General features: G+C 62.9%; 21 protein-coding genes. 17 read left to right on the top strand and 4 right to left on the bottom strand.

Going from position 1 to position 22271, the window contains the following annotated elements:
• Positions 1-558: 558 nt before the first annotated feature.
• Positions 559-1920 (top strand): UDP-glucose dehydrogenase family protein, encoded by a 1362-nt coding sequence (locus tag JWV26_RS22460; protein ID WP_206417852.1) that lies wholly within the window; start codon positions 559-561, stop codon positions 1918-1920.
• Positions 1921-1962: 42 nt separating this feature from the next.
• Positions 1963-2802, top strand: a complete 840-nt coding sequence (gene galU / locus JWV26_RS22455; protein ID WP_003460169.1) for a UTP--glucose-1-phosphate uridylyltransferase GalU — start codon at positions 1963-1965, stop codon at positions 2800-2802.
• A gap of 48 nt (positions 2803-2850) precedes the next feature.
• Here the strand turns inward: galU (JWV26_RS22455) and JWV26_RS22450 are convergent, their stop codons facing one another.
• Entirely contained in the window at positions 2851-3273 is a 423-nt protein-coding gene (locus JWV26_RS22450) for a VOC family protein (RefSeq protein WP_206417851.1), read from the bottom strand.
• A gap of 73 nt (positions 3274-3346) precedes the next feature.
• Here JWV26_RS22450 and gorA point away from each other — a divergent pair, with 73 nt between their 5' ends.
• The 7 genes from gorA to JWV26_RS22415 all read left to right on the top strand — a co-directional run bounded on the left by gorA (position 3347) and on the right by JWV26_RS22415 (position 8403).
• Positions 3347-4705, top strand: a complete 1359-nt coding sequence (gorA, locus tag JWV26_RS22445; protein ID WP_206417850.1) for a glutathione-disulfide reductase — start codon at positions 3347-3349, stop codon at positions 4703-4705.
• Between the two features lie 7 nt (positions 4706-4712).
• Entirely contained in the window at positions 4713-5336 is a 624-nt protein-coding gene (locus JWV26_RS22440) for a trimeric intracellular cation channel family protein (protein WP_072423924.1), read from the top strand.
• Between the two features lie 2 nt (positions 5337-5338).
• Positions 5339-5719 (top strand): VOC family protein, encoded by a 381-nt coding sequence (locus JWV26_RS22435; protein WP_093052160.1) that lies wholly within the window; start codon positions 5339-5341, stop codon positions 5717-5719.
• A gap of 128 nt (positions 5720-5847) precedes the next feature.
• Positions 5848-6711, top strand: a complete 864-nt coding sequence (galU, locus tag JWV26_RS22430) for a UTP--glucose-1-phosphate uridylyltransferase GalU (RefSeq protein WP_072423926.1) — start codon at positions 5848-5850, stop codon at positions 6709-6711.
• A 25-nt stretch (positions 6712-6736) separates the two neighbouring features.
• Complete coding sequence (locus JWV26_RS22425) at positions 6737-7591, top strand: SDR family oxidoreductase (RefSeq protein ID WP_206417849.1); 855 nt, start codon at positions 6737-6739, stop codon at positions 7589-7591.
• Positions 7592-7683: 92 nt separating this feature from the next.
• Positions 7684-7854, top strand: coding sequence for a con-10 family general stress protein (locus JWV26_RS22420; RefSeq protein ID WP_017676855.1), 171 nt, complete (start codon positions 7684-7686; stop codon positions 7852-7854).
• Between the two features lie 78 nt (positions 7855-7932).
• The gene (locus JWV26_RS22415) at positions 7933-8403 is read left to right on the top strand and encodes a hemerythrin domain-containing protein (protein ID WP_072423928.1); all 471 of its coding nucleotides are present in this window, start codon (positions 7933-7935) and stop codon (positions 8401-8403) included.
• Positions 8404-8617: 214 nt separating this feature from the next.
• Here JWV26_RS22415 and JWV26_RS22410 read toward each other — a convergent pair whose 3' ends face one another.
• Together JWV26_RS22410 and JWV26_RS22405 are read right to left on the bottom strand one after the other, a co-directional pair.
• Positions 8618-9586 (bottom strand): class I SAM-dependent methyltransferase, encoded by a 969-nt coding sequence (locus JWV26_RS22410; RefSeq protein ID WP_206417848.1) that lies wholly within the window; start codon positions 9584-9586, stop codon positions 8618-8620.
• Positions 9587-9610: 24 nt separating this feature from the next.
• Positions 9611-11002, bottom strand: coding sequence for an iron-containing redox enzyme family protein (locus JWV26_RS22405; protein WP_206417847.1), 1392 nt, complete (start codon positions 11000-11002; stop codon positions 9611-9613).
• A gap of 172 nt (positions 11003-11174) precedes the next feature.
• Here JWV26_RS22405 and JWV26_RS22400 point away from each other — a divergent pair, with 172 nt between their 5' ends.
• The 4 genes from JWV26_RS22400 (at position 11175) to JWV26_RS22385 (ending at position 13426) form a co-directional block, all read left to right on the top strand.
• On the top strand, positions 11175-12311 hold the full coding sequence (locus JWV26_RS22400) for a carboxylate-amine ligase (protein WP_206417846.1): 1137 nt from the start codon (positions 11175-11177) through the stop codon (positions 12309-12311).
• Positions 12312-12389: 78 nt separating this feature from the next.
• Entirely contained in the window at positions 12390-12734 is a 345-nt protein-coding gene (locus tag JWV26_RS22395) for a YgaP family membrane protein (protein ID WP_017676860.1), read from the top strand.
• A gap of 72 nt (positions 12735-12806) precedes the next feature.
• Positions 12807-13229 (top strand): hypothetical protein, encoded by a 423-nt coding sequence (locus tag JWV26_RS22390; RefSeq protein WP_206417845.1) that lies wholly within the window; start codon positions 12807-12809, stop codon positions 13227-13229.
• Complete coding sequence (locus JWV26_RS22385) at positions 13226-13426, top strand: metallothionein (RefSeq protein ID WP_206417844.1); 201 nt, start codon at positions 13226-13228, stop codon at positions 13424-13426. The genes JWV26_RS22390 and JWV26_RS22385 overlap by 4 nt, the downstream gene beginning before the upstream one ends.
• A 125-nt stretch (positions 13427-13551) precedes the next feature.
• Here the strand turns inward: JWV26_RS22385 and JWV26_RS22380 are convergent, their stop codons facing one another.
• On the bottom strand, positions 13552-13932 hold the full coding sequence (locus tag JWV26_RS22380; protein WP_112210063.1) for a Rho termination factor N-terminal domain-containing protein: 381 nt from the start codon (positions 13930-13932) through the stop codon (positions 13552-13554).
• Positions 13933-14084: 152 nt separating this feature from the next.
• Between JWV26_RS22380 and JWV26_RS22375 the strand changes: the two genes are divergently transcribed.
• The 4 genes from JWV26_RS22375 to glgB all read left to right on the top strand — a co-directional run bounded on the left by JWV26_RS22375 (position 14085) and on the right by glgB (position 22234).
• A complete protein-coding gene (locus JWV26_RS22375; RefSeq protein ID WP_206417843.1) occupies positions 14085-14609 on the top strand; it encodes an MgtC/SapB family protein in 525 nt (174 codons plus the stop codon).
• A 152-nt stretch (positions 14610-14761) separates the two neighbouring features.
• On the top strand, positions 14762-16744 hold the full coding sequence (locus tag JWV26_RS22370; RefSeq protein WP_206417842.1) for an alpha-1,4-glucan--maltose-1-phosphate maltosyltransferase: 1983 nt from the start codon (positions 14762-14764) through the stop codon (positions 16742-16744).
• 16 nt (positions 16745-16760) lie between these two features.
• Entirely contained in the window at positions 16761-20075 is a 3315-nt protein-coding gene (gene treS, locus JWV26_RS22365) for a maltose alpha-D-glucosyltransferase (protein WP_206417841.1), read from the top strand.
• Positions 20072-22234, top strand: a complete 2163-nt coding sequence (gene glgB, locus JWV26_RS22360; RefSeq protein WP_206417840.1) for a 1,4-alpha-glucan branching protein GlgB — start codon at positions 20072-20074, stop codon at positions 22232-22234. Before treS ends, glgB begins: the two co-directional genes overlap by 4 nt.
• Positions 22235-22271: the final 37 nt, after the last annotated feature.

Here is a 22271-nt window from a genome sequence, read left to right as displayed (position 1 = left end):
ATCGAGACGGTGAGGTTAGCGCAAAGCCCGTATTGAGCGGGTTTGGCACGGAATGACACGCTGTCGAAACGGGTTCGAATCTCTTCTTCACCGCCACTTTCGCAATACCTAAAGCCCTGAAAGCTACAAGCTTTCAGGGCTTTTTGTTTTCTGGCTTGTCGCTCATCTCTCGGCGCCAGGTGCTAATCAGCCAACCGCTCGTTTCAATTCCAGTGGGCAGGTGACTGCCTGGAGTGCCGTACACGTTCACGCAGGCTAGCGAAATATCGCTGATTGGCGGGCTTTGCTGGCTTGGATTCGGCGCCGGCCAGCAACTTATTGCGTAGTTGCTGGCGTTTGTCGTCTGGCATGGTCGTTCCCTTGGGGCAATTAGCTCGAACGGTTATTCGTCTGGCACGGTCAGGCCGTGCTCCTTACCTACAGCGCCGAAGATACAGCCACATTGGCCAATATCCGCCGACTACGGCGAAGGCGCTTGTCATCATTCCTTCGTCGTTCCGTCATATCGCTGCCACCGCGATTGGTTGCAATCGCAGCATAGGCCAGGAGGATGCTGCGATGCAGATATGCGTGATTGGAGCAGGGTACGTAGGTTTGGTGACGGCCACCTGTTTTGCCGAAATGGGCAATCAGGTGGTCTGCGTCGAGCGAGATCCGCAGCGCGTCGCGATGCTTTCTCGAGGTGAGGTGCCGATTTATGAACCTGGCCTGGAAACGATGCTCAAGGTGCAGCTGGCCGCAGGGCAGCTCAGTTTCACTTCGCAGCTGAAGTCCGGCATCCGCCGCGCCGAGGTGATTTTCATTGCGGTGGGCACGCCCAGTAGTGAGGACGGTTCGGCCGATCTGAGCCATGTGCTGGCGGTTGCCGACGAGCTGGGTGAACGGCTCGATCATGCGTGTCTGGTGGTGGACAAATCCACGGTGCCGGTGGGCACCGCCGAGCGTGTGGCGCAGCGCATCAACGCCGGCCTGGCGCGTCGGGAACAACGGGCGCGGGTGATCGTGGCGAGCAATCCGGAGTTTCTCAAGGAAGGTTCTGCGGTCGAGGACTTCATGCGCCCCGATCGGGTGATCGTCGGCTGCGACGACGAGCGTGGGCGCGAGTTGCTACGCCGGCTGTATGCGCCATTTCTGCGCAATCACGACCGCCTGTTGTGCATGGGCGTGCGCGCCGCCGAGTTCAGCAAGTACGCGGCCAATGCCTTTCTGGCGACCAAGATTTCCTTTATCAACGAGATGGCAGGTATCTGTGCGCGGTTGGGCGTGGATATCGAGGAGGTACGCCGCGGTATCGGTAGCGACCGGCGTATCGGCACGCACTTCATCTACGCTGGTTGCGGTTATGGCGGCTCGTGCTTTCCCAAGGATGTGAAAGCGCTGATCCGTACGGCTGAGCACGAGGGTATCGAGCCGGGCATCCTGCGTGCGGTCGAAGCGCGCAATGCGCTGCAGAAAACGCTGCTGTTCCAGGCCTTGCGCGAGCATTTCAATGGCCACTTGCAGGGGCGCGTCGTCGCGCTCTGGGGGTTGGCATTCAAGCCCGGTACTGACGATCTGCGTGAAGCGCCCAGTCTAGTGCTGCTCGACGCATTGCTGACCGCTGGCGCCAAGGTGCAGGCTTGCGACCCGGCTGCCACGGCAGCTGTTGCTGCACGTTATGCGGCGGCCGTCGAGGCGGGGCAACTGGTGCTGAGCGAATCCCCCTATGCCGTCGCCCAGGGTGCGGATGCGCTGGTGCTGGTGACGGAGTGGAAGCAGTTCCGTCAGCCTGACTTCCCGCGTATTCGCGGTGCGATGCGCATGCCGGTGCTGTTCGACGGGCGCAACATCTATGACGCCGATCAGCTGGCGGAGCTGGGTTTTCTTTATCGCGGCATCGGTCGACCTGCAAGCGGCAGTTGTAAGGCTAGCGCGGCTTGATAGACTGAGCGCGCATTCCAACCATCCCCACTAGGGAGTCCCATGATCAAGAAATGCCTGTTCCCCGCTGCCGGTTACGGCACGCGCTTCCTGCCTGCTACCAAGGCAATGCCCAAGGAAATGTTGCCGGTGGTGAACAAGCCACTGATTCAATACGGGGTTGAAGAGGCACTCGAGGCTGGCCTCAACCAGATCTCCATCGTCACCGGTCGCGGCAAGCGTGCGCTGGAAGACCATTTTGACGTGAGCTACGAGCTCGAACACCAGATCAAGGGCACCGACAAGGAGAAGTACCTGGTTGGCATCCGTCGTCTGATCGACGAGTGCAGCTTCTCCTACACCCGTCAGGTCGAAATGAAAGGCCTGGGCCACGCCATCCTCTGCGGTCAGCCGCTGATCGGTGACGAGCCGTTCGCTGTGGTACTGGCTGACGACCTGTGCCTTAACCTGGAAGGCGATAGCGTGTTGGCGCAGATGGTCAAGCTGTACAACCAGTTCCGCTGCTCCATCGTCGCGATTCAGGAAGTGCCGAAGGACGAGACGTCCAAGTATGGCGTGATCGCCGGCGAGATGATCCGCGATGACATCTACCGCGTCAGCAACATGGTGGAGAAGCCCAAGCCCGAGGACGCGCCGTCGAACCTGGCGATCATCGGCCGCTACATCCTCACCCCGGACATCTTCGATCTGATTCGCAGCACACCGCCGGGCAAGGGTGGCGAAATCCAGATCACTGATGCGCTGATGCGCCAGGCCCAGCAGGGCTGCGTGATGGCATACAAGTTCAAGGGCCAGCGTTTCGACTGCGGTAGCGCCGAGGGTTACATCGACGCGACCAATTTCTGCTTCGAGAACCTGTACAAGACCGGCAAAGCATTCTGATACGACTTCAGGTCAACGAAACGCCACCTTCGGGTGGCGTTTTGCGTTTCAGGGGATGGGCATTGCCTCGGAGCCAGGCCCGAGCGGCTGGCCGTAGCTGAACTCCACGTAGTTGCCGGCCGGGTCGCGCAGGCCACAGTAATAGCCGACCGGGTAGGGCTCGTCCCGCGGTTGCCAGATCAGGCAGCCGTCGCGTTCGGCCAGGGCGGCGATACGATCGACCTCGGTGCGGCTGCCCAAGGCGAAGCCGAAGTGGCTGTAGTCATTGGCGGCCAGGTGCCTTTCCTGGCCGCCGGGCATGATCACGAAGATGAACTGGTGCTCCTTGCCCGGCTCGGCCATCCAGACGATGCGTGTGCCCTTGCCGGGGCGCTCGTGGATCACCTGCATGCCACAGAAACGCTGATAGAAGGCAATGCAGGCGTCAAGATCGGGGACGTGCAGGGCCAGATGGGTCAGGGTAGGGCGCATGGTGTTCTCCTCTGCCTATCAGCTTAGCGCGGGCCTTTACGGTATGCTCCTCGTCTGCCAAGGAGATACCCTCATGAGTTACGACTTCGACCTGTTCGTTATCGGCGCCGGTTCCGGCGGCGTGCGTGCGGCGCGCTTCGCCGCAGGTTTCGGTGCGCGCGTTGCGGTCGCCGAGAGCCGCTATCTGGGCGGCACCTGCGTCAACGTCGGCTGCGTACCAAAAAAACTGCTGGTGTACGGCGCGCATTTCGCCGAGGACTTCGAGCAGGCCTCGGGTTTCGGCTGGTCGCTGGGCGAAGCGAATTTTGATTGGACGACGCTGATCGCCAACAAGAACCGCGAGATCGAACGCCTCAATGGCATCTACCGCAATCTGTTGACCAACAGTGGCGTCAGTCTGTTCGAGGGGCATGCGCGCATCGTTGATGCGCATACCGTCGAAGTGAACGGCCATCGGCACAGCACTGAACGCATCCTGATCGCCACTGGCGGCTGGCCGCAGATTCCCGATATCCCCGGTCGCGAACACGCCATCAGCTCCAACGAAGCCTTCTTCCTCAAGCAACTGCCCAAGCGCGTACTGGTGGTGGGCGGCGGTTATATCGCCGTGGAGTTTGCTTCGATCTTCCATGGCCTGGGTGCAACTACCTCGCTGCTTTATCGAGGCGATCTGTTCCTGCGCGGCTTCGACGGCGCCGTGCGCGAGCACCTGCGCGACGAGTTGAGCAAGAAGAGCCTGGATCTGCAATTCAACGCCGACATCGCCAGCATCGAGCGCAAGGCCGATGGCAGCCTGGCTGCGACGCTCAAGGATGGTCGCGTACTGGAGGCCGATTGCGTGTTCTACGCCACCGGCCGCCGGCCGATGCTGGACAACCTCGGTCTGGAAAACGTCGAGGTCAAGCTGGACAAGCGCGGCTATATCGAAGTCGATGACCTGTTCCAGACCTCCACGCCGTCGATTCTCGCCCTTGGCGACGTGATCGGCCGCGTGCAGCTGACCCCGGTTGCGCTGGCCGAAGGCATGGCCGTGGCGCGTCGGTTGTTCAAGCCCGAGGAATACCGGCCACTGGATTACAGCATGATCCCTACAGCCGTGTTCAGCCTGCCGAATATTGGCACCGTTGGCCTGAGTGAAGAGCAGGCCATCGAAGCCGGGCACAAAGTGAAGATCTTCGAGAGCCGCTTCCGCCCGATGAAGCTGACGCTGACCGAGAACCCGGAACGCACGCTGATGAAGCTGGTGGTCGATGCCGACAGCGACCGTGTGCTCGGCTGCCATATGGTCGGGCCGGAGGCCGGTGAGATCGTCCAGGGCCTGGCCATCGCGCTAAAGGCCGGTGCGACCAAGCTGATCTTCGATGAAACCATCGGCGTGCACCCGAGCGCCGCCGAGGAGTTCGTCACCCTGCGTACGCCGGTCAGCCGCTGAGGACTGCATGGAAAAGCTTTTCTATGTCGCCGACCTGTTCGGAGTAGCGGTATTTGCCATCACCGGTGCGCTGATGGCGGGGCGCAAGTCCATGGACTTGTTCGGCGTGCTGGTGATGGCCATCGTCACCGCGCTGGGCGGCGGCACGCTGCGCGACCTGATTTTGGACAACCACCCGGTCAGCTGGATTCGCGATGACACCTACATCCTGGTCGCCTCCCTGGCGGCGCTGGGCACGGTGGCCTGGGTGCGCATGACCCGGCCTATTCACGAGAAAGGCCTGCTGATCGCCGATGCCTTCGGCCTGGCCGTGTTCACCGTGTATGGCACCGAGCTTGCGCTGCAACACGGCACGCCGATCAGCACCGCGGTGATCATGGGCGTGATGACCGGTGTGGTCGGCGGGGTGATTCGCGATGTGCTGTGCAACGAGATTCCGCTGATCTTCCAGAAGGAAATCTACGCCACGGCCTGCATCGCCGGCGCGCTGACCTTTATCGGCCTGCGAACCCTGGGCACGCCGCACTGGCTGGATACTGCCGCGGCGATGTTCGTGGTGCTGGCCGCTCGTCTGGCGGCAATCCACTGGCACCTGGGGTTGCCGCGTTTTCATCTGCTGGACAGGCATTGAGCATGATCGAGAGACTGGACCATCTGGTACTGACCGTGGCGGATATCGACGCCACCGTCGACTTTTACCAGCGCGTACTGGGCATGCGCCACGAGCGTTTCGGCGCCGGGCGCAGTGCTCTGGTATTCGGCCAGCAGAAATTCAATCTGCATCAGGCCGGGCGTGAGTTCGAGCCCAAGGCGATCAAGCCGACACCAGGCGCCATTGATCTGTGCCTGATCACCCTGTGGCCGTTGGAACGAGTCATGGCTCATCTGGCCGAGCAGGGCGTGACGGTGGAAGAGGGGCCGGTGGCGCGCACCGGCGCCGTGGGTCCTATCGAATCGGTGTATTTTCGCGACCCGGACGGCAATCTGATCGAAGTGAGCCGTTATCCCGCATAGGTACGGCTCGAGGTGCCGAACGTCGCAAAAGTGCAGCAGCGAAACGGCGCCTGCTGAAATAACTTGAACCGTAAAGGTTCTAAACGGGTCAGGTTCTATTACCGAGTCACTCAATTGGTATAGAACTCATGATCAAGAAATGTTTGTTTCCCGCAGCCGGTTACGGCACCCGTTTTCTTCCCGCTACCAAGTCCATGCCCAAGGAAATGCTCCCGGTGGTCGACACCCCGTTGATCCAGTATGGCGTCGAAGAAGCACTGCAAGCCGGGCTGCATGAAATCGCCATCGTCACCGGCCGTGGTAAGCGTTCGCTGGAAGATCACTTCGACATCAGCTACGAGCTGGAACACGAGATTTCCAACACCGGCAAGGAAAAATCCTTGAGTGGTGTACGCCACCTGATCGATCAGTGCACCTTCTCCTATACCCGCCAGATCGAGATGAAAGGCCTCGGTCACGCCATCCTCACAGGCCGCTCGTTGATCGGCGACGAGGCCTTCGCCGTGGTGCTGGCCGATGACCTGTGCCTGAACCTGGAAGGCGACGGCGTGCTGGCCCAGATGGTCAAGCTCTACGAACAGTTTCGCTGCTCCATCGTCGCCATTCAGGAAGTGCCGATGGAGGAGGTTTCGCGCTACGGCGTGATCGCCGGCGAAGCGCTGCGTGACGACATCTTCCGCATCGAGCGGATGGTGGAAAAACCCAACCCCGAAGATGCGCCGTCGAACCTGGCGATCATCGGCCGCTACATCCTCACGCCGGATATCTTCGAGCTGATCGAGCAGACCGAACCGGGCAAGAGCGGCGAGATCCAGATTACCGACGCGCTGATGAAGCAGGCCCAGCAGGGCTGTGTGCTGGCCTACAAGTTCAAGGGTCGCCGCTTCGATTGCGGTTCGGCCGAAGGCTACGTGCAGGCCACCAACTTCTGCTTCGAGAATCGCCACAAGACCCATCCGGTGACTGCGAGCCCGCGCCTGCAGGCCGTCTGAACGCCAGCGAAAGGAGGAGTGAAGGATGAACGACAAGACCCTGCCGCCTCAGCATCAGCAGCGGCAACCCGGTGTCGAACACGCCATGCACCCTGAGCCGGTCTACCTTGCCGATGATTACCGCGCGGCCGGCAAGCTGACCGGCAAGGTGGCGATCATCACCGGCGGCGACAGCGGTATCGGCCGCGCCGTTGCCGTGCACTACGCCCTGGAAGGGGCCAAGGTCGCCTTGGTTTACCTGAACGAGGATGAAGACGCGCAGAAAACCCTCGACGAGGTAAAGCACCACGGCGGTGAAGCCATCGCCCTGGCCGGTGACGTGGGCGACGGCGGCTTCTGCCAGTGCGTGGTCGACGCCGTGATCGCCAAGTGGGGGCGCCTCGATATCCTCATCAACAATGCCGGCGAACAGCATCCCGAGCACAATCTCGAAGCACTCGACGAGGCGCAGTGGGAGCAGACCTTCCGCACCAACATCTTCGCCATGTTCCACCTGACCAAGGTCGCGCTGGAGCATCTGCAGCCGGGAGCGAGCATCATCAACACCAGTTCGGTGACAGCCTACAAGGGCAACCCGACGCTGCTCGACTATTCCTCGACCAAGGGCGCGATCACCTCGTTCACCCGCTCGCTGTCGATCAACCTGGCGCCGCGTGGCATTCGCGTCAATGGCGTCGCGCCTGGGCCGATCTGGACGCCGCTGATCCCATCCACCTTCAGTGCCGAGAAAGTCTCCGAGTTCGGCGCGGACACGCCGCTGGGCCGGCCTGGACAACCTGCGGAGGTCGCTCCGGCATTCGTTTATCTGGCCAGCAACGATGCCTCCTACATCACCGGGCAGATGCTGCATGTCAACGGCGGAAGTGTGGTCAACGGCTGATGAAAAAAAGCCTGAACGACTCGCAGTAGAGCCTGCCTCATTTTATGTAGAGGCAATAACGCCTCGCGAGTAACTATCAGGAGGTACCAGCAATGGCGACCAACAAAAATCCGGGTAACTTCGCAAATGATCGTGAAAAGGCCTCGGAAGCCGGCCGTAAAGGCGGTCACAACAGCGGCGGCAACTTCGCCAATGACCGCCAGAGAGCGTCCGAGGCCGGGCGCAAGGGTGGTCAGAAAAGCCAAAGCGGTCGCGAGTCGTGACCGTCATGCCAGGGCCCGCCAGAAGCGGGCCCTGGCATTTTTACCGATGTGATTGGTAGGCCTGAGGAGAGCAAAACGATGAATGCCATCGAACTGCTGAAAAAGGATCACGAAACCGTAAAGGAGCTGCTGAGCAAGCTCGAGGACACCACCGAGCGCGCGGTGCAGACGCGCAAGAAACTGCTGCTCAAGATTGAGCAGGAATTGAAGATTCATACCGAGCTTGAAGAGCAGATTTTCTATCCGGCTTTCAGGCGCGCCGGCAGCAAGGACGACGCCGTGCTTGCCATCGAGGCCAAGGAAGAGCACCGCGCCGTAGAAGCGCTGGTATTGCCCGACATCAAGGAAACCTCGCCATCGACCCTCGAGTTCGCCGGCCGGGTCAAGGTGCTCAAGGAACTGCTGGAACACCACATCGAGGAAGAGGAACGCGACATGTTTCCCCAGGCCAGCAAGCTGCTGAGCAAACGTCAGCTGCAGGAACTGGGGCAGTCGATGGAAGTGCTGCGCAAGTCGCTCAAGAGCAATGCCCAAGCCAAGGCGGCCTGAGCATCACCGGGCCGATGCTTGCGCAAGGCAGGCATCGGTCTAGCAGGCCGTTGAAGAACTGCCTGCGTTGGCAATACTGCGTTAAAAACGGCCTCGCGTGCGAGCCCAGTCAAAATGCTCATTTACAACGCGTAAACTGCGTTTTTTCGGCCATTTTTGCGGGGCCGCCATCGGTATTGTCTTGCCTGCCTCGCCTACGTTTTTCAACAGCCTGCTAGCGCTGGCGCAGATTGGGCTGATAGCTCAGGCGCAACGCCACGCAAGCGATCCGCTCGGCCTGATCGTACTGCGGTTTTTCCAGCTCCTCACCGAACACATCCGGATCGATTTCCTGGTAATCCCAGTCCCAACCCGTATCGCCCAACGACAGGCGAATGGCATTGAGCAAAGGATCTTCACCGTCAACGATCGCCACCCCGGTATAGAGCAACAGCGTGCCGCCAGGCGCGAGTCTTTGCATTGCCGTATCGAAGATCGCCAGGGACAGTCCGGCGCCATGCTTGCCGCCGCCGTGGCGATAGGTACGCTGTTGCGGATCGAGCATATAGGGCGGGTTGGCGATGATCATGTCGAACTGCCCGTCCACATCCCGTAGCAGGTCGCTGCTCTGCACGCGCAGGTTATAGATGCCCGCCAGGCGCGCATTCACTGCGGTCAGGGCCAGCGCTCTAGGGTTGATATCCAGCGCCATCACTTCTGCCCCTGGGCGTAGTTGCGCTGCCGTGATGGCGCCAGGGCCGGCGCCGCAGCCAATATCGGCGATGCGCCGCAGCGGCTGGTTGGTGTGCGCCAGGTAATCGCGCAGCAGACGGGTGAAGCGGTAGGTATCGGGGCCGAAGAACACTGCGTCGCTTTCCTCCGTGGGAAAACGCGAGTGCACATAGAGCCCGTCGCCCAAGGTCGACCAGCGCACCTGGCTGATCCAGCCTTGCGCGTGAGGCCGCAGCACCTCGGCCTCACGCATGCTGTCGAGGATTTCCTCGTCCAACGTGCCGTCAGTGAACGGTCGGCTCCAACCGAAGACGTCGCGCAAGTCCTTGGCCAGGGCATTGCCCGGACGCTGGTTGACGCGCTGATGGCTGAGTGGTGTGGGAGTGACGAAGCGATAGCCGCGTGCACGTAAAAGCGTGCCCAGGCGCAGCAAGGCGAGACTCTGGGGGGCGTTGAAGGTGGGTTCGAGCATGAGCGGATTCCAGGGGCAGGGCGGCTATTGGATCAGCGCCGCGAAGGTACGGGTGGCTGCCAGACCGGCGCTGGACCAATGCTGCGCTGGCGCCTGCAGGCCGATCAGGCGAGATTCGCGGCGATAGGCGTCCATGCCTTGCAGCTCCTGGATCAACTCGCGGCGCTCGCGGTCCAGCTCGCCATGCTGCGCGCTGCCCGCTAGCGAGAGTGCGGCTTGAGGCTTGCGCCGCGGACGGAAGGGTTTCGCCGGCGCCTCCGGCTGCCAGCTACCGGCAATCCAGTCATGCAGCAGCTGGCGCTCGTAGGGGCTGAACACACCGAACATGGCCGCTCCTGGCCCCTGAATCAGGCGCCAGAAGCGGCTGCAGGCCGGGTCCGTGTCGCGCCGTATCCAACCGCTGTTCTGCAGTGCTTCGAGAAAATTCGCCACGCTACCGGAGCTGCCCAGCCATTGATTGACCGTGCGTCCTTCGATACGGCAGTAGTCGGAATGCACCTGGCTGGCGACCGCGCGCTTTTGCTCGAACATCTGCAGTAATTGCTGCTGCAGATCGAAGCTGTCGATCACGGCCGTCGAGCCCACACCCAGCTCATTGAGCATGTAGCCGCGCAGCACGCGCTGGTAGAACGCCTGGGCGTCGCCGACACGCGGCAGATTGGTCAGCACACTTTGAACGGCCTTGGCGGCATGACCGCTGGAACCGTTATCGATGGTCACGTGCAGTTGGAAGTAGTAGGGGTCGATGTCCAGCTCGTTCAGCTCGAATGCACTGAGCAGCAGGTGCAGCGGCAATTGTTCATAGCCCAGGTTGTAGCCGATCACTTCGGGCAGGAACTCGTCGGCCAGCAGGCCCAGCGCCAGCTGGATGGCGCCCTGGCGATACAACTCATCATCCAGTTCGAGGGCATCGTCACAGCCTTGGCTGGCCAGCAGGCGCTGGTAGAGCAACACGTGATTCTGCGCCGCGACCCCGTCGCCAAGCTCTTCCAGGTAAGTGCGTACCAGCGGATACACGCGATAGTCGCGCCAGTGGGGCAGAACTCCGTACAGCCAGGCACCGTCGACCAGCTTCGTCGGTGCCACGGCGCGCAGAAAGTGCAGGGCATCGGCCTTGCGTGGGAAATAACGCCGGCCTTCACCGGCGCGTCGCCCCGCGAGATAGTCGGCGTAGTCCGCTGTCACACGCTGGTGCTGACGTTGCGACCAGGCCGCCAGTTCATAGGGGCTTTGCGGCAGTTCGCAGGGTAGCTCCGCCACCTCCTGCAAGCACTCCAGCAGAAACTCACGGGCCTGCGGGTGGCCCGGTTCGGGCTCAGCCAGCAGTTGCTGATAAAGATTCTGAAAAGGTCCTGAAATGGGCGCGAGCGAAATGCGCTGGGCGCCGGGGCTGTCGATGAAACTGGCAATCGACATGGGGCAGATCTCCTGAATAAGTCCATCTATAAGAGGGCGATGTGTTGCATAGGAGCGGTCGATTCGGACAAAGATTCCCACTGAATTTTCGCCGCCCAACGGGCGATCAAAGAGGTTGAACTCACGCTTGCCGGCGGCCCTCAACTACAGGAACCACGGGAGCAGGCGAGTCATGGCAGCGAGCACGTTCGGCATCGAGGAAGAGTACTTTCTGACTGACCTGGCAAGCCGCTGCGTGGCGCAGCATGGGGTCGAGGCCTTTGCCATATCCAGTCGTCGCGCGCTGGGCCAGCGGGTGACGCGAGAGATGTTCGCCGCACAGTTCGAAGTGGTCACGCCGGTGCTGAACAGTCTCGACGAGGCGCGCGACTGTCTTGGCCAGGCGCGCACGACCATGGCCGACCTGGCCAGCGAGTTCGGCTGCGGCATCCTCGCTGCCGGCACCCATCCGTTGGGGCAATGGCGTAGCGTTCAGGCGACCAACATGGCGCGCTACCGGGCGATCTTCGATGACTACCGGATCGTTGCCAGCCGCAGCGTGCTGGCCGGCCTGCATGTGCATGTCGGCGTGCCCGAGGGTGTCGACCGCATTCGCCTGATGAACCGGTTGACGCCCTGGCTGCCGTTATTGCTAGGTCTGAGCGCGTCGTCGCCGTTCTGGGATGGTCGGCCCTGCGGTTTGATGAGCTATCGTCAGGCGGTCTGCGATGAATGGCCGCGCATGGGCATTCCCGATCATTTTCGCGATGACGCCGAGTACCAGCGCTACCTGAAGGTAATGACCGATACCGACTGCATCGGCTCGGCCGTCAATCTGTGGTGGAACATCCGCCCGTCACTGCGCTTCCCCACCCTGGAGCTGCGCATCGCCGATGCCTGCCCGCGTCTGGACGATGCCCTGTGCATCGCCGGGCTGTTTCGCGCCATGCTCGGCCATGCCCTGGACGCGCCTCACCATGGCTGGTTCGATGATCCGCTGACCCGCATCCTTACCCTGGAAAACCGCTGGCGCGCCAAGCGCCGCGGCCTGCGTGGGCTGTTCATCGAGCCGCACAGCCAGAACACTTTGCCATTCGCCGCCTGGCTGGACGAAGTGCTGGCCTGCATCGGCGAGCAGATTGCGCCTGACGAACGCTGGGTCATGGCTCACGCACGCAAGCTGGCGCGGGTCGGCGGCAGCGCCGAAAACCAGCTCATTACCTACCGCCGCGCCCGCAGTGGTGGCGCCGATCATCGCGCAGCCCTGTTCGATGTGGTCGACAGGCTGATGCAGCAGACCGCCCTGCAGGACGTTCGGCAAATAGCCTGAACCTTTGCCGTACACCTGGCTTTCTAAACCTCACGTGAGCCGCAATTGGCTGCGTCATCCAAGCTAAGGAGAAACGCCATGTCACTGACCCATAACGTTCATCGTCTGGAACGTGCCGTATCACTCGCCACCGGCGCCACCGCCATCGTCGCCGGGGTTTGCCAGGGCGGTACCTCAGGTGTGCTCAAGGCCCTTGGTGGCGCCGCGCTGCTGCAGCGCGGGATCAGCGGACACTGCGTGGTCAAGGGAATGATCAGCGACCCCAAGAGCGAACTCGAAAGCTTGCGTGAGCGGGTGGCCGAGCTGCGCGCGGCATTACCGAAACTGCAAAAGGAGATGGAGCGGGTGAAAGGGCGCCAGGAAAACCGGCTGGATCATGCGGTGGAGGAAACCTTTCCTGCCAGCGACCCGATTTCGCCTTGAACCGAGCGTACGGACGATGGCGCATCTGCGCCGTCGCCATGCGCGGCCCATATCGTTCGAAGGAGGCATCTCATGAAAGACACAATTCCAGGTCCCACCCCGGAGCGAATCGATGAACAGGCGCTGGACTTCAGCGATGAGGAGGACAGCCTCGGCACCGGCGATCCCACCTTGCAGACGACCGCGCGACCATCATCCACCCCAGAGGAAGAAATCGGCCTGACCGGAGCCGCGACGCTAGGCGAGAGCGAGCATGAGGACAACGTCAGCCTCGACGATCTCAGCCCGGATACGCTGATCGATGACAGCGGTGCGCGCTCGCCGCTGGAACGCGTTGGCGATGGCGCCCTCGATGAAGAGTTCAGTGTGGTCGACGAGAATGAGGTCGGTGGTGGCTCCGGCCTCGACGAAGCGGAACTGGCCCGTTCCGCGCCGCTCGATGGCAAACCCTGGAGCGACAAGGTCGTATCCACCGACGAGGAGCGTGAGCCATGAGCGCATATACCTGTGCATGCCCGCATTGCGATTGCGCGTTCGAGTCTCGGGAGTGGGTACACGAAGTCGCGGGAGATGATCTGGTCTATTGCTGCGAAGCCTGCATGCAGCGTCATCCCAAGGGCATGGTCCCGTGCCATAGCCCAGGCTGCGATTGCGGCGAGCGCATGGAGCGTGAGCGCGAACTGGCGTCTTGATAAACGTCACTCCCGCGTAGGCGGGAGCCCAGCTCGCAGGGTATTTCTGGGTTCCCGCCTGCGTGGGAATAATAATGAAGAGATCTTCAGGCCGACCGAGTCATTGCCCGAGAAGGCAACGTGCCTCAGGCACTGGCCTTGCGCAGCGCCTGCAGCAGCTCCTCCTTGCGCATACGGGAGCGCCCGGCGATATCCCGCTTGCGCGCCAGCTCCATCAGCTCGGTCTTATTCATCGCTTCCAGACGCTGACCAGGGCGGGGTGTGCCTTCACGGGTCGCTGCCGCACGCCGTGCCGAGGACTTGCGTGCGGCCTCCTTGCTGGCCGCGCTGGTCTTCTGCCCGGAACCGCCAGCCTTGTCGCCACCGCCGGACTGCTTGTTGACCGTGGCCCAGGCACGCGCTTCGGCCTCATCCTCAGGTACACCGCGGGCCTTGTAGCTGTCTTCGATGTGCTCGGCCTTGCGCTTCTGCTTGGCGGTGTATTTGTCTTTGCTGCCTCGGGGCATGAGCGTTCTCCCGGTTGGTTTGGGTCTCTAAGGGAAGTGAATGCCCGTTGAGGCATAGGTTCCCTGTTTCGGATAACCGGCAGTGACGATGATCCGAACCTCTGCGTGCCGAATTCGCTCAGATGAAAAGCATCCGTGGAGATTGAACGACGATGGACGTATTCGAACGAATTCTCACGACCCTGGTGCAGGAGTTTTCCGACCTGGGCCAGGTGGAGCACATCACCCGCGCCACGTTGCGCCTGATTCTGGCCATGGTCCTCGGCGGCCTGCTCGGCTACGAGCGCGAGGTGATGGGCAAGGCCGCCGGCATGCGCACGCATATGCTGGTGTGCCTTGGCGCGGCGATCTTCGTCATGGCGCTGGAGCAGGACGGCGCCGAAGCCGATGCCATGAGCCGGGTGATCCAGGGTATCGCCGCCGGTGTCGGTTTTCTCGGCGCCGGCACCATCCTCAAAGGCCAGAACATCTCCGATGTCAAAGGCCTGACCACTGCAGCCGGTCTGTGGGCCTCGGCCGCCATCGGCGTGGCGGTCGGGCTCGGGCGCGAGGCCACCGCTGTGCTGTCCACGGTGATCGTGCTGGTGGTGCTGCACCTCATGCCGCTGCTGGTCGATCCGGGCACCAGGACCAAGCCAGACGACCAGACCGATGAAAACCGGGGCGACAGGCAATAGCCGTCAACCCGGTGAACCGGCAAAAACTGCCTGAACTTTTCCCGCCGCCTCCGCCTCGGAATTTCTGACAGGTGCAGCGCTTCGCGCGCTGCCTCAAACCTATCCGCCAATCCCTTCGAACACGTCTGCCAGGCGTAGAGGAGCCAGGAACGATGCCGTCCCCGCAACATGCTGACCAGACCGTCACCCATGCCATCGCCCAGCCTCGGCTTGCCATCGAAGCAGTACAACCGATCATTGAAGGTGGCCGCTTCGCCAGCAAATGCCTGTGTGGTCGGGAGTTTCCGGTCACGGCGGTGATCTTCAGCGACGGCCATGAGCAACTGGCCGCCGACCTGCTGTGGCGCGCCAATGGCGAGGCCACCTGGCAGCGCGTGCCCATGCAGGCCCTGGGCAATGATCGCTGGAGCGCCGTGCTGCGCATCGACCAGCAGGGCCGAGGCGAATTTGCCATCGAAGCCTGGCTGGACGTTTACGCCAGCTTCCGCCAGGAACTGGTGAAGAAACTCGGGGCCGGTGTGCCGGTGGAACTCGAACTGCAGGAGGGCGCTCAGCTGGTTCGGCGCATCGCCGCGCAGGCCCCGGAAGAATTACGCGGCGAGCTGGCGGCGCTGATCGAACGCATGGAGGCCTCGCAATCGCAGGCCGAACGCGAAGCGGTGCTGATCGATCCCTCCGTCAATGAATTGATGCGTCGCGCCGAATATCGTCCGCACTTGCTACGCACGCCGAACTACCCGCTGGATGTCGAGCGCAGCCTGGCCGAGTTCGCCAGCTGGTACGAGCTGTTTCCCCGCTCACTGGGCGACGAGCAGCACCACGGTAGCTTCGCCGACGTGCATGCACGCATCCCCGAGATCGCCCGGATGGGCTTCGATGTGCTGTATTTCCCTCCTATTCATCCCATCGGCCGGGCGCACCGCAAGGGGCCGAACAATAGCCTCAAGGCCGGCCCGGGCGACCCTGGCAGCCCCTACGCCATCGGCAGCGAGGAGGGCGGTCACGACGCCGTGCACCCGCAGCTAGGCAGCCTCGAGGACTTTCGCCAACTGGTGCGCGTAGCGCGTGAGCACGGTCTGGAAGTGGCGCTGGATTTTGCCGTGCAGTGCTCGCCGGATCACCCCTGGCTCAAGCAGCACCCCGGCTGGTTCAGTTGGCGCCCGGACGGCAGCATTCGCCATGCCGAGAATCCGCCGAAGAAGTACGAGGACATCGTCAACGTCGAGTTCTACGCCGAAGCGGCGCTGCCCGATCTGTGGCTGGCGTTGCGCGATGTGGTGCTGGGCTGGGTGGAGCAGGGCGTGACGCTGTTTCGCGTCGACAACCCGCACACCAAGCCGATGCCGTTCTGGGAATGGCTGATCGCCGACGTGCGTGAGCGCCACCCCGAGGTGATCTTCCTTTCCGAGGCGTTTACCCGCCCGGCGATGATGGCGCGTCTGGGCAAGCTGGGTTTCAGCCAGAGCTACACCTACTTCACCTGGCGCAACACCAAGGCTGAGCTGCAGGCCTATTTCACCGAGCTGAACCAGCCGCCATGGCGCGACTGCTACCGGCCGAACTTCTTCGTCAACACCCCGGATATCAATCCCTATTTCCTGCAACGCAGCGGTCGCCCCGGCTTTCTAATTCGCGCCGCGCTGGCGACCATGGGCTCCGGGCTGTGGGGCATGTATTCGGGCTTCGAGCTGTGCGAGGCCGAGCCGGTGCCGGGCAAGGAGGAGTACTTCGATTCGGAGAAGTACCAGCTGCGTCCGCGCGACTACCAGGCGCCGGGCAACATCAACGCCGAGATCACCCGGCTCAACCTGATCCGCCGCGAAAACCCGGCGCTGCAGACCCACCTGGGCTTCCAGGCCTACACCGCGTGGAACGACAACATCCTCTACTTCGGCAAGCGCACAGCTGATCTGAGCAACTTCATCCTGGTTGCCGTCAGCCTCGACCCACATCACGCCCAGGAAGCGCACTTCGAGCTGCCGCTGTGGGAACTGGGCCTGCCTGACAATGCCGATCTGCAGGGTGAAGACCTGATGAACGGCCACCGCTGGACCTGGCACGGCAAGGTGCAGTGGATGCGCATCGAACCCTGGCACCTGCCTTTCGGCATCTGGCGAATCCAGACTGCCCGCTGAACAACGGAGTAGCACCATGGCCAAGCGCAGCGCCGGCAAGACCTTCCTCAACGATCCGCAGTGGTACAAGGATGCGGTGATCTACCAGGTCCACGTGAAGTCGTTCTTCGATGCCAACAACGATGGCATCGGCGATTTCCAGGGCCTGATCGACAAGCTCGACTACATCGCCGAACTGGGCGTGAACACCCTCTGGCTGTTGCCGTTCTACCCCTCGCCACGGCGCGACGACGGCTATGACATCGCCAAGTACAACGACGTGCACCCTGACTACGGCTCGCTGAGCGACGCCCGCCGCTTCATTGCTGAGGCACACCGGCGCGGCCTGCGCGTCATCACCGAGCTGGTGATCAACCACACCTCCGATCAGCATCCCTGGTTCCAGCGCGCGCGCCGGGCGAAGAAGGGCTCCAAGGCGCGCAACTATTACGTCTGGTCCGACAGCGACGAGAAATACGCCGGCACGCGGATCATCTTCATCGACAGCGAGAAGTCCAACTGGACCTGGGACGCGGTGGCCGGCCAGTACTTCTGGCACCGCTTCTACTCGCATCAGCCGGACCTCAATTTCGACAACCCCAAGGTGCTCGAAGCCGTGCTCGGGGTGATGCGCTTCTGGCTCGACATGGGCGTCGATGGCCTGCGCCTGGACGCCATTCCGTACCTGATCGAGCGCGACGGCACCAGCAGCGAAAACCTGCCGGAGACCCACGCCGTGCTCAAGCGCATCCGCGCCGAACTGGATGCGCGCTATCCGGATCGCCTGCTACTGGCCGAGGCCAACCAGTGGCCGGAGGATACCCGGCCCTATTTTGGTGGTGAAGAGCATGGCGAAGGCGACGAATGCCACATGGCCTTCCACTTCCCGCTGATGCCGCGCATGTACATGGCCATCGCCCAGGAAGACCGCTTCCCGATCACCGACATCCTGCGTCAGACGCCGGAGATTCCGCCCAATTGCCAATGGGCGATCTTCCTGCGCAACCACGATGAGCTGACCCTGGAGATGGTCACCGACGACGAGCGCGACTACCTGTGGAACTACTACGCCGCCGACAGCCGTGCGCGCATCAACCTCGGCATTCGCCGCCGACTGGCGCCGCTGGTGGGGCGCGACCGGCGGCGCATCGAGTTGCTCAACAGCCTGCTGCTGTCGATGCCCGGCACGCCGACGCTGTACTACGGTGACGAGCTCGGCATGGGTGACAACATCTACCTCGGCGACCGCGACGGTGTACGCACGCCGATGCAATGGTCAGTGGACCGCAACGGCGGCTTCTCCCGCGCCGATCCGGCGAGCCTGGTACTGCCGCCCATCATGGACCCGCTATACGGCTACCAGACCATCAACGTCGAGGCGCAGGCGCGCGACCCGCATTCGCTGCTCAACTGGACGCGGCGCATGCTCGCCATCCGCAACCAGCACAAGGCCTTCGGCCGTGGCTCGCTGACGATGCTGACGCCGAGCAACCGGCGCATCCTGGCGTACCTGCGCATGCATCGAGGCGAGGACGGCAGCGAGCAGCAGATACTCTGCGTGGCCAACCTGTCCAGTGCGGCCCAGGCCGTCGAGCTGGAACTGGCTGACTACCGCGACCGGGTACCGGTGGAAATGATCGGCGGCGCCTCGTTCCCGCCGATTGGCCAGCTCACCTATCTGTTGACGTTGCCGCCGTACGGTTTCTACTGGTTCTACCTGGCCGACGCCTCGCAGATGCCCAGCTGGCACCTGAAACCGGTGGAGCGCATGCCGGAGCTGCAGACCCTGGTGCTGGCGCGCGCCCTGAGCGAAGTGATGGACGGGCGCGCGCGGCAGACGCTGGAGCGCGAGTCGCTGCCGTTGTATCTGCACAAGCGCCGCTGGTTCGCGGGTGAACAGCGCCCGGCCGTTAGCGTGCTGTACGTGATGCCGCTTGGTGGCGATGCCAATGCGCCGCTGCTGGCCGAGGTTCAGGTGACGGGGGCAGCCGGCGTCGAGCATTACCGCCTGCCGCTGGCCGCCGTGCCGGAACGCGCCGAGGGCAACGATCTGCCGCAACAACTGGCGCTGGCCCGGCTGCGCCGGGGTCGCCACGTCGAGCTGCTCACCGACGCCTTCAGCCTGCCGCAGTTCAGCCAGCAGGTCCTGCGCCTGCTGCGTGAACAGGCGGTGCTGCGTAGCGCTGGCGGCGAACTGCAGTTCCGCGCCGAGGCGGCGCTGCTGGCACTCGACGGTATCGACGAGAACGACTTCAAGCTGCTTTCGGCCGAGCAGTCCAACAGTTCGGTGCTGATTGGCGAGCAGCTGTTGCTCAAGCTGTTGCGCCGCGGCTTCCCCGGTATCCACCCGGAGGTGGAAATGGGACGTTTCCTGACCGATCATGGCTACGCCAATGTCGCGCCGTTTCTTGGCGAGGTGGTGCGGGTCGACGAGCACGGTCAGCCTCACACCCTGATGGTGATGCAGCGTTATCTGGACAATCAGGGCGACGCCTGGCAATGGACGCTCAATACACTCGACCGTGCCATCCGCGATGAACTGGTCGGCGGCACCGCCGATCCGGATGTCGATGCCCTGGGCGAACTGCAACAGTTCGCCGGCGTGCTCGGCAAACGCGTCGGCGAGATGCATGCGGTACTGGCGCGGCCGCTAGAGAATCCGGATTTCGGTTATCAGCTCAGCGGCGAGCGCGACAGTACCGGCTGGGGCAAATCCATCACAGCGCAGCTGCAGGAAGCCTTGCAGGCCCTGGTCCGTCAGCGTGACGCCCTGAGCCCGGCGACTGCCAAACAGGCCGACTGGCTTCTGGTCAGGGAAAAATCCTTGCTGGAAGCGGTCACCCGCCTGGCAACGCAGGCAGCAGGTGGCCTGCGCATACGCGTGCATGGTGACCTGCACCTGGGGCAGGTGCTGGTGGTGCAGGGCGATGCCTACATCATCGACTTCGAGGGCGAGCCCAACCGCTCGCTGGAAGAGCGCCGCCAGCGCCACAGCCCGTTCAAGGACGTCGCCGGCATGCTGCGCTCCTTCGACTACGCGGCCGCCGTGGCACAACGCAACGCCGGTGGCGTAGAGGGCGCCGTGGATGCCCAGCAGGTGGTACGCGGCGTGGTGTCGCGCTACCGCGAGCAATCGTGCAGTGCCTTTCTCGATGCCTATCGTCTGGCCGCCAACGGCTTGCCCCACGAATGGCATGAACGCGACGGCGAGGGCGCAGCCCTCGACCTGTTCTGCCTGGAGAAGGCTGTCTATGAAATCGTCTACGAAAGCGGCCACCGCCCCGACTGGATCGATGTCCCGTTGCAGGGGCTGGTGGATCTCGCTAACCAATTGCCAGGAGTGCGACCTTGAATCAGAACAGAGTGCAGCGCCTGCAGCGCGCCGAAGACGGCGATCCGTTCAGCTTCCTTGGCCCACACCCGCAGGGCGACGAGAGCCTGGTGCGGGTCTGGCTGCCCGGTGCCGACGCGGTGGAGCTGCTGGCCAGCGACGGCTCGCTGCTGGGACGCATGCACTGCAGCGACCCGCAGGGTCTGTTCGAATTGCTGCTGCCCCAGGCGCAGCGCTACCGCCTGCGCATTCACTGGCCGGGCAGCGTGCAGGAGACGGAAGATCCCTATGCCTTCGGCCCGCTGCTGGGTGACACCGACCTCTACCTGTTCGCCGAAGGCAACCACCGCCAGTTATGGCGCTGTTTGGGCTCGGCACCGGTAGAACATGAAGGCGTGCCTGGCGTGCGTTTCGCCGTCTGGGCGCCCAATGCACGGCGGGTGTCGGTGGTCGGCGACTTCAACAGCTGGGACGGGCGCCGCCACCCCATGCGTTTGCGCTACCCGGCGGGCGTGTGGGAGCTGTTCATCCCGAGGCTGCAGCCCGGCGAACGCTACAAGTACGAAATTCTCGGTGAGCACGGTGTGCTGCCGCTGCGCGCAGACCCTATGGCGCAAGCCACCGAGGTACCGCCGGCCACCGCCTCGAAGGTGCCGCAGGGTGAAGCTTTCGCCTGGCAGGACCAGCAGTGGATGAGCGAACGCCAGCAACGCCATGCTCCGCAGGCACCGCTGGCGATCTACGAGCTGCATGCCGGCTCCTGGCAATGGCATAACGATCATGCACCCGACTGGGACGAGCTGGCAGAACGGCTGATTCCCTACGTGCAGGACCTGGGCTTCACCCATATCGAACTGATGCCGATCATGGAGCACCCGTTCGGCGGTTCCTGGGGTTACCAGCCGCTGTCGATGTTCGCGCCCACCTCACGCTTCGGCAGCCCGCAACGCTTCGCTGCCTTCGTCGATCGCTGCCACCGCGCCGGCATCGGCGTGATTCTCGACTGGGTGCCGGGGCATTTCCCCAACGATGCCCACGGCCTGGCCGAGTTCGACGGCACCGCACTGTACGAGTACGCGCACCCGTTCGAGGGTTTTCACCCGGACTGGAATACCTGCATCTACAACCTCGGCCGCACTGAGGTGCACGGTTTCATGCTGGCCAGCGCGCTGTACTGGTTGCGCGAGTACCACGTCGACGGCCTGCGCGTGGATGCGGTGGCGTCGATGCTCTATCGCGATTATTCGCGTGAAGTGGGGCAGTGGATTCCCAACCGCCACGGCGGGCGCGAGAATCTGGAGGCCATCGAATTCCTCCAGCATCTCAACGAGGTGGTGCGCAACGAAGTGCCCGACGCGTTGATGATCGCCGAGGAATCCACCGCCTGGCCTGGCGTCAGCCGCCCGGTGCAGCTAGGCGGCCTGGGCTTCAGCCACAAATGGAACATGGGCTGGATGAACGACAGCCTGAGCTACATCCAGCAGGACCCGATGTACCGCCTGCACCATCACCACCAGATCACCTTCGGCCTGCATTACGCCTTCTCCGAGCGTTTCATCCTGCCGATCTCCCATGACGAAGTGGTGCACGGCAAACGATCGCTGCTCGGGCGCATGCCTGGTGATCGCTGGCAGCAATTCGCCAACCTGCGCCTGTTCCTCGCCCTGATGTGGAGTCACCCGGGCAAGAAGCTGCTGTTCATGGGCTGCGAGTTCGGCCAGTGGCGCGAATGGGACCACGACCAGCAACTGGACTGGTACCTGCTGCAGTACCCCGAGCATGCCGCAGCCCAGGCGCTTGTACGCGAGCTGAATCGCCTGTACCGCGAAGAGCCGGCGTTGCACCGTCTCGATGACCAGGACAGCGGTTTTCAGTGGCTGGTAGGCGATGACGCGCGCAACAGCGTATTCGCCTGGCTGCGCAAGGGCGGCGAGGGCAGCGCACCGCTGCTGGTGGTGCACAATTTCACCCCGCAGGTGCTTGATGGCTACCGCATCGGCGTGCCGCACGCGGGCCGCTGGCGGGTGCTGCTCAATACCGATGACCGTTGCTGGAGCGGCTCGGGCGCAGGCAGCGAGGGTGAGCTGCACAGCGAGCAGACGACCGCTCACGGCCAGTCCGATTCGCTGAATTTGCAGTTGCCCCCACTGGGCACGCTGATTCTGCGACCGGTGCAATAAGTGTCGCCGCTGAAGCGCCTCCCACAAAGGGCGAAGT

Origin of the sequence: Ectopseudomonas toyotomiensis, from assembly GCF_017167985.1 — a bacterium.
GTDB lineage: Bacteria > Pseudomonadota > Gammaproteobacteria > Pseudomonadales > Pseudomonadaceae > Aquipseudomonas > Aquipseudomonas toyotomiensis.
The sequence above is the reverse complement of the archived record's forward strand: the minus strand, read 5'-3'. Positions and strand labels throughout refer to the sequence as shown.